We start from the raw sequence: 7602 nt of genomic DNA on the forward strand, positions 1-7602 counted from the left end.
GTAGAGGCTACACCTATCCCAGTTCTTCTTCAAGCATGGCCAGACGCGCGGCCTGATCGTCGGCGATCAGGGCGTTGATCATCTGATCCATCTCGCCTTCCATAAATTGCGACAGGTTATAGAGGGTCAGGTTGATGCGGTGATCGGACACCCGGCCCTGCGGGTAGTTATAGGTGCGGATGCGTTCCGAGCGGTCGCCGGAGCCGACCTGCGATTTTCGGGCATCGGAGCGTGCGGCATCAAGCGCCTGACGCTGAATGTCGTACAGGCGCGCCTTGAGGTTGCGCATGGCGATCTGCCGGTTCATGTGCTGCGACTTTTCCGATGAGGTCGCGACGATCCCCGTCGGCAGGTGGGTGATACGCACCGCCGAGTCGGTCTTGTTGACGTGCTGACCGCCGGAGCCCGACGCGCGGTAGGTGTCGATGCGGATGTCTTTGTCCTGAATGTCGATTTCAACGTCTTCGGCTTCGGGCAGGACGGCGACGGTGGCCGCTGAGGTGTGGATGCGGCCGCCCGCTTCGGTGGCCGGGACGCGCTGCACGCGGTGCACACCGGATTCGAACTTCAGCTTGCCGAACACGCCGTCGCCGGTCACCGAGGCGATGATTTCCTTATAGCCACCCGCATCGCCTTCGCTGATCGAGTCAATCTCAACGCGCCAGCCCTGCGACGCCGCATAGCGCGAATACATGCGGAACAGGTCGCCGGCGAACAGCGCCGCCTCGTCGCCGCCGGTCCCGGCGCGCACTTCGAGGATGGCCGAGGCATTCTCGTCCTTGTCTTTGGGGGCCAGCAACAGCGCCACGCCGCGTTCCAGCTCCGGCAGGCGCTCTTTCAGCTCCTGAAATTCCTCCTGCGCCAGCGGCGACAGTTCGGGATCATTGAGCGCGATCAGTTCCTCAAGCTCCGGCCCCGACGCGCGCGCCTTGAGCAGCGCCGTCACCGCATCGACCACGGGTTTCAGTTCGGCGTGTTCCTTCGACAGCTTGACGATCTCTGTGCCATCGGTGGCGCTTTCCATGCGCGCCTCGATCATGCGGAAACGATCGACGACCTGATCGAGTTTGGCCTGGGGCAGACGTATCAAAGGGAACGACCTCAAAAGACTTCGTGGCCCCTCCCCGCAATGCCGGGAGGGGGTAAAGCGCGCTTCTTACCTTTAAGCGGGATAGGTGTCGATAAAGGATTGGCGTTTTTCCAGATGATCGCGCAGGGCTACAAGGCGCGGGGCCTCGGCGTGCCAGTCGAGTTTGGGGAAGCGGAAATCGATATAGGTCGCCGCCGAAGCCAGAGTGATTTCGGCCAGTCCGGGGACGCCTTCGGCGATGTGACACTGCCCATCCACAGCCTTCAGGGCCCGGCGCAGCCCCTCTTCCCAGCGCTTGAGCCACGCGGCAGAGCGTTCGTGTTCCGGGCGACGGTGCTCAATCACCATCTTCACAGCGGTTTCCAAAATCCCGTCGGCCAGCGTCTCGGCCTGACGTGCCGCCCACTGCGCCTCGCCTTCCGGATAGAGCGGGTAAGGCCCGTAATGCGCGACCAGCCATTCGCAGATCAGCGTCGAATCCACAAACGCCCCGTGGTCGGTCACCAGCGCCGGCACCTGCGCAAAAGGGTTAACGGCCACGTGCTCCGGAACGCTGTCCAAAGTCACGGTTGGCACGTCCTCCACACGGTCCGTCAGCCCCATTTCCCGAACCACAATTCTGCATTTTCGCGCAAAAGGCGAACCTGAATTGATAAACAACCGCATAACAGCCTCCATTACAGGCCTGTATACATGCGACCCAACCTGTTGATGGTCAAGGGAAAAACCATTGCACACATCTGCGCACAGACGCGCAACCCTTTCATTACAAAAGAGTTTTCCATTTGCCTTAATTTAAGGCTTTTACCGTATGGTGGCACCTCAGGTAACCGCCCTCAGAATGAGTACGCCTCGTGAAACGAGACCGGAGTGAATTAAGACTTTTGGCCCCCATGACCATTGTTGTGGTCGGGGCCGTGTGTGCGTTGATCGGGTCCTTGTGGATCTGGGCCGCCGAAATCGACAAGTCGAGCCGCGAGCGCGAAGAAAACTACGTGCGCAGCGGGCTCATGCATCTGGCGGAGACGCAGGCGCGCTTGATGGCCCCCATGACCATCTGGAACGAAGCGGTCAATCGGACGGTGGTCAAATTCGACCATCAGTTCGTCGCCGACAATTACGGCAGCTATTTCTCTGAATATCTGAATTACGAGCAGACCTTCGTGCTGGACGGTCTCAATCGTCCGGTGCTGGCGTGGGAAGGCAAGCAGGAAACCTCTCTAGCCGCCTATGATCGCCTGAGCGGTGAAATTACCCGCCTGTCAAAAGACCTGCGCGAACGCCACTATATCTATACCGCCTCAGGCATCGGCTTCACGTCGAAAACCAACGCCATCGCGCGGCTGACCGTGCTGGATGGCCACGTCTACCTGCTGGGGGCCAGCCTGATCCTGCCCGACAGCACGCGACAGGATCTGGCGCGCTACACCCCCTATCTGGTGGTAGGCTCGCATCGGCTGAGCAATGCCGAGCTGGCGGCCCTGTCGCAGGGGCATCTGCTGAGCGATATCACCGAACTGCGCAGCGGTCAGAACGTGCAACCCGGTTCGGCGCGCGCCGTGTTCACCGACTCGACCGGTCAGGAAAAGGCCGAGCTGACCTGGCAGCCGTCGCGACCGGGGCTTGACCTGTTCATGCGTGCGCTGATCCCCTCCCTGCTGGTTTCGGCTGGTCTGGGCGGCGTGGCGCTGGCGCTGCTGCACCGCAGCCAGAAGACCGCGCGCAGCCTGATCGCTTCGGAAGCGCGCGCCAAGCATATGGCCCTGCACGACGGCCTGACCGGCCTGCCCAACCGCACCCTGTTCACTGACCGCCTTAATCAGGCCACCGAGCGCCTGCGCCGTCATGGCGGTTCGGTCGCCGTCATGTGCGTCGGCCTTGACCGCTTCAAGGACGTCAACGACACGCTGGGCCATTCGGCGGGCGACGAACTGATCCGTCATTCGGCGCAGAAGATCGGCAGCATGATCCGGGCGGGCGATACGCTGGCGCGTCTGGGCGGCGACGTCTTCGTGATCATCCAGACCGACACGGACGCCCACTCTGCGGCGGCTCTGGCCAAGCGCGTGCTGGAAGGCCTCAAGGGTCAGGTCACGCTGGAAAGCGGCCCGGTCTATTCGTCCTGCTCCATCGGTGTCACCCTGTTGCAGGAAGCGGACATCGAAGCCGCCGAAGCCCTGCGTCAGGCCGACCTGGCGCTCTATCGCGCCAAGGAGCAGGGCCGTTCGCAATACGCCTTCTTCGAAATCGAGATGGACGCGACGATCAAGCTGCGCAAACTGCTGGAGACGGGGCTGCGCGAAGCCATCCACGTCGAAGCCATCGACGTCGTTTATCAGCCGCAGGTCGATCACAATGGCCGCATCGTCGGCGTCGAGGCGCTGGCCCGCTGGAGCCACCCGCAGCGCGGCCCGATCAGCCCGGCCTATTTCGTGCCTCTGGCCGAAGAATGCGGCCTGATGATGGATCTGGGGACGCTGATCATGCGCCGCGCCCTGATCGACTCCAAACGCTGGCCGGGGCTGAAGGTGGCGATCAATGTGTCGGCGACGCAGTTGCGGTCCTCGCGCTTCCTGCCGGAACTGAAGGACATGCTGCGCGAAACCGGCGTCGAGCCGCGTTCCATCGAAATCGAGATCACCGAAGGGATGCTGCTCAACGACGATCAGCCGACCCAGAACACGCTCAATGCGTTGCGTCAGATGGGCTTCTCCATCGCGCTCGACGATTTCGGCACCGGCTATTCGTCGCTCAGCTATCTGAGCCGCTACCCGGTGGACAAGATCAAGATCGACCGCTCCTTCGTCTCCAATCTGGGGGTCGATCCGGACGCCGAGGCCCTGATCCGCGCCATCATCAAGCTGGCCAAGGCCCTGCACCTCAGCATTCTGGCCGAGGGGGTGGAAACCCAGGCCCAGAGCCACATCCTGCGTCAGGCCGGCTGCGCCATCATTCAGGGCTATCTGTTCTCCAAGCCCGTGGATCGCAGCGAGATCGACATCATGATGGAAGGTCAGGCAACCTCACAGGTGACCCACATCACCAATGGCCGCTATATCGCCGGCGTGCGCTAAACCTCAGATATTCCGAAACAAAAAGCCCCGTCAGTTCGCCTGACGGGGCTTTTTTACTGACTCTGTGGCGCGGTTAGAGAACCACAGATTGCACAGATTGCACAGATTGCACAGATTGGCGCTTCGCGCCCTTGACCCATCAGACGCCCACCGATGACGCATCATACACCTTATCTGTCGCCATCTGTCGAGAAGCCGCCTGCTCAGACCGCTTCCGGAGTTGTCTCGCTTTGGTTTTGCTTTGCGGCATGGGCTTCGACCAGACCGACAATGTGCTCGATCATGTCGTCGTTAGAGACCTTATGGTCTGGCTTGCCTGCCATATAGACCATGCCCGCCCCGGCCCCGCCGCCGGTAAAGCCGACATCGGTGTACAGCGCCTCGCCCGGTCCGTTGACGACGCAACCGATGATCGACAGCGACATGGGCGTGGCGATATGGGCCAGACGCGCCTCCAGCTTCGCCACCGTCTCAATGACGTTGAAGCCCTGCCGGGCGCAGGACGGGCAGGCGATGATGTTGACGCCGCGGTGGCGCAGGCCCAGCGATTTGAGAATATCAAACCCGACCTTGATCTCTTCGACCGGATCGGCGGCCAGAGAGACGCGGATGGTGTCGCCGATCCCGGCCCACAGCAGATTGCCCAGCCCGATGGCCGATTTGATGGTCCCGGTGCGCAACGGCCCGGCCTCGGTCACGCCGATATGCAGCGGGCAGTCGATGGCGTCGGCCAGGGCCTGATAGGCGGCCACGGTGAGGAACACGTCCGACGCCTTCACCGAAATCTTGAATTCGTGGAAGTCGTTATCGCGCAGGATATTGGCGTGGAACAGGGCGCTTTCGACCATGGCGTCCGGGCACGGCTCGCCATATTTTTCCAGCAATTCCTTCTCCAGCGACCCGGCATTGACGCCGATGCGCATGGAGCAGCCATAGTCCTTGGCCGCCTTGATCACCTCACGCACGCGCTCCGGTGAGCCGATATTGCCCGGATTGATGCGCAGGCACGCCGCACCGGCCATAGCGGCTTCGATGCCGCGTTTGTAGTGGAAATGGATGTCGGCGACGATGGGCACGCTGACCTGACGCACGATGTCTTTCAGCGCCGCCGTCGATTCCACGTCCGGGCAGGAGACGCGCACAATATCGGCCCCCGCCTCTTCCAGCGCGTGAATCTGACGTACGGTGGCATCGACGTCATGGGTGCGCGTATTGGTCATGGACTGCACGCTGATCGGGGCGTCGCCACCGACCTCAACCTTACCAACTCTGATCTTGCGGCTTTTGCGGCGCTCGATCATGCGCCAGGGGCGGACATGCGTATGGTCACTCATCATGCACTCTGGGGATACGGGTCAATGGGCCCTATGTAAGCCTTCGACAGGCGGTTTACCAGCCGCAATTCAGGGCTGGGTCGCGGGTGCCGGGTCTGTCTGAGGCGTCGCGGCCGGGGGGGTCTGCGGCACGTAGGGGATGGGGCCGTCACGCGCCGGGACGTCCGCCGGGACCACCGGCGTATTGGTGGTGGCGGCAGGCGCGGCGGTGTCCGAGGGGCGACCGGCCGGGCGCAGGGCTTCCATCTGCGCGTCCATCAGCTTGGCCAGCGCCGCCGCACGGGCATTGAGCTTGGAGACGGAGGTTGCGCGCTCCTCCATCACCCCGGCAAATTCGCCGTTATAGTAGATTTCAAACGCCTTGGGATCGCCCACCTCGATCAGCAGATTGACAGCGCTGACCTGCGGCAGGCGGTAGGCCTCACCCGGCCCCAACTGCCGCGCGAAATAGACACGCTTGTCCGTACCCGTGAGCACCAGATTGACACTGCGTTGCGCCTGAATCGTCACCATGGAATCGACTGGCGTTGCGCCAAACACCGCCCCGCGCGGGTTGAAAGCCTTACGCATCTGAAGCGGAACACCCACCGTCGCCGACGGGTTCTGCTCGGCGCGTTCGGCGTCAATGGCGGCAAAGCCCTCCTCCAGCCCCGGCGTGTAATAGGGCACGGGCAGGTCCTGATCCTTGGGCGCCGGCGCCGCTTGCGTCAGCACCAGCCTGTCGCGCACCAGCGGCACGCCCGGTGCCCATTTCTGCGGCGTCGTATCGGCCGCCTGCGCGTGATGCCCGCCCCAGCCCGGCGTGCGCTGAAACAGGTTCCACGCCACCACCGCCAGTACCAGCGCCAGCGCAATACCGCCATAGAGGCGATAGCTCGGCCGCAGGTCTTCGAACGCAGCCCCCACCGGGGCCCGCAGCTTGTCCGATTGCGCCGGATCGGCAAACGAACGTTTGAACAGATCGGCCAGACTCTCTTCGTCGAGCCCCAGCGCCTTGGCATAGGCCTTGACGAAGCCGATAGAGAAGGCGCGCGACGGCAACCGGTCATAGGCGGCTTCTTCGAGCGCCTCCAGATAGCTGCGCTTCACGCGGGTCACATCGGCCATGTATTCGAGCGAAAAGCCCTGCGCCTCACGCGTGCTACGCAGGATGTTGCCGAGCGTTTCCGGATCACTGGCCAGCGCCTCCGCCTGACCCTGCACGCGCCCACCGGCCAGCACCTGACCCTGCGCGCGCACCGCCGCGTCGCGCTCAGCCGTCAGGAACAGGCCCGTATAGGCCTCGTCCTCAAGAACCGTGATATTGTCCTGTGCACTCATCAGACTTCGGCAAACCCTGCACGCTGTTCCCCCCAGCGTAATGAAAACCAAACCACAGCGCCCGTCCCAAATCAATACGTAAGGCTTTTGGGAACAAGGCTTTCTGTCTTTTGTGACAGCCTGTGCAAAAGCGTTGCCGAACGCCCCGACACAGCTTAGAAGTCAGGACCTCATCCCCTGCACGGAGTTGCCCATGCCTGCCGCCTTTGACGATTTGTGGATTGGTCAGGTCGCCTCGATTGGCGCGGGCGTCGTCTCCCAAAGCGACTTGGAACAGTTCTGCGCCACCTATGCGCCGTCATGGAACACGCAGGACGGCCTGCCCGATGCACTGATCTTCGCCCTGTGGTCAAAGCTGGAGCAGGAGGCCGCCTCGGGCTGGCCCCAGACGAAACGACTGGCCGTCGATGCCCTGCGCTGGTCGCGCAATCCGCCGCCGGGCGAGTTGCTGCGCGGGCGTCTGACCATTATGGGCAAGGACGCGGTGGGCGACACCAAGGGCGTCGTCATTGCCCAGCACGACCTGCTGGACGAAGCCGGACGTCTGGTCTTTTCGTGCCTAACGCGTTCGGTGTTTCAGCGTAACCCGCCGCCGGTTGGGTAAGGCTTTAGCCACGAAAAACACGAAATTATGGCGCGAAGCGCCCGACTAGATCATTATGATCTCCGGTGGAAACATAATGATCCAGATTTTTGTTTTGTCCCTCGCCGGGCGGTGGCTACGCCACCTTGGCCGCCGCCTCAATGGCGGCTTAAGCGGAATGATTCCATTTGAAATCATTCC

6 protein-coding genes are annotated in these 7602 nt (G+C 62.4%); 2 read left to right on the forward strand and 4 right to left on the reverse strand.

Going from position 1 to position 7602, the window contains the following annotated elements; all coding sequences use genetic code 11:
- Positions 1–13: 13 nt before the first annotated feature.
- Together prfA and Q0072_RS08880 are read right to left on the reverse strand one after the other, a co-directional pair.
- Positions 14–1087 (reverse strand): peptide chain release factor 1, encoded by a 1074-nt coding sequence (gene prfA / locus Q0072_RS08875; protein ID WP_041658908.1) that lies wholly within the window; start codon positions 1085–1087, stop codon positions 14–16.
- Between the two features lie 75 nt (positions 1088–1162).
- Positions 1163–1768: a glutathione S-transferase N-terminal domain-containing protein gene (locus Q0072_RS08880; protein ID WP_366941792.1), complete on the reverse strand. Its 606-nt coding sequence runs from the start codon at positions 1766–1768 to the stop codon at positions 1163–1165.
- Positions 1769–1983: 215 nt separating this feature from the next.
- Here Q0072_RS08880 and Q0072_RS08885 point away from each other — a divergent pair, with 215 nt between their 5' ends.
- Positions 1984–4164 (forward strand): EAL domain-containing protein, encoded by a 2181-nt coding sequence (locus Q0072_RS08885; RefSeq protein ID WP_298328685.1) that lies wholly within the window; start codon positions 1984–1986, stop codon positions 4162–4164.
- A gap of 203 nt (positions 4165–4367) precedes the next feature.
- On the opposite strand, the gene ispG is transcribed toward Q0072_RS08885, so the two are convergent.
- Together ispG and Q0072_RS08895 are read right to left on the reverse strand one after the other, a co-directional pair.
- A complete protein-coding gene (gene ispG / locus Q0072_RS08890; RefSeq protein WP_298328688.1) occupies positions 4368–5501 on the reverse strand; it encodes a flavodoxin-dependent (E)-4-hydroxy-3-methylbut-2-enyl-diphosphate synthase in 1134 nt (377 codons plus the stop codon).
- Positions 5502–5567: 66 nt separating this feature from the next.
- Positions 5568–6818 (reverse strand): helix-turn-helix transcriptional regulator, encoded by a 1251-nt coding sequence (locus tag Q0072_RS08895; RefSeq protein WP_298328690.1) that lies wholly within the window; start codon positions 6816–6818, stop codon positions 5568–5570.
- Between the two features lie 193 nt (positions 6819–7011).
- Here Q0072_RS08895 and Q0072_RS08900 point away from each other — a divergent pair, with 193 nt between their 5' ends.
- Positions 7012–7422, forward strand: a complete 411-nt coding sequence (locus Q0072_RS08900; protein ID WP_298328692.1) for an acyl dehydratase — start codon at positions 7012–7014, stop codon at positions 7420–7422.
- Positions 7423–7602: the final 180 nt, after the last annotated feature.

Source organism: Asticcacaulis sp. (genome assembly GCF_027484505.1).
Classification (GTDB): domain Bacteria; phylum Pseudomonadota; class Alphaproteobacteria; order Caulobacterales; family Caulobacteraceae; genus Asticcacaulis.

What these genes read in the sequence shown, in the direction of transcription:
- ispG (WP_298328688.1), bottom strand. Translation starts at nt 5,501, where the DNA reads ATGATGAGTGACCATACGCATGTCCGCCCCTGGCGCATGATCGAGCGC.
- Q0072_RS08900 (WP_298328692.1), top strand. Translation starts at nt 7,012, where the DNA reads ATGCCTGCCGCCTTTGACGATTTGTGGATTGGTCAGGTCGCCTCGATT.
- Q0072_RS08895 (WP_298328690.1), bottom strand. Translation starts at nt 6,818, where the DNA reads ATGAGTGCACAGGACAATATCACGGTTCTTGAGGACGAGGCCTATACG.
- Q0072_RS08885 (WP_298328685.1), top strand. Translation starts at nt 1,984, where the DNA reads ATGACCATTGTTGTGGTCGGGGCCGTGTGTGCGTTGATCGGGTCCTTG.
- Q0072_RS08880 (WP_366941792.1), bottom strand. Translation starts at nt 1,768, where the DNA reads ATGGAGGCTGTTATGCGGTTGTTTATCAATTCAGGTTCGCCTTTTGCG.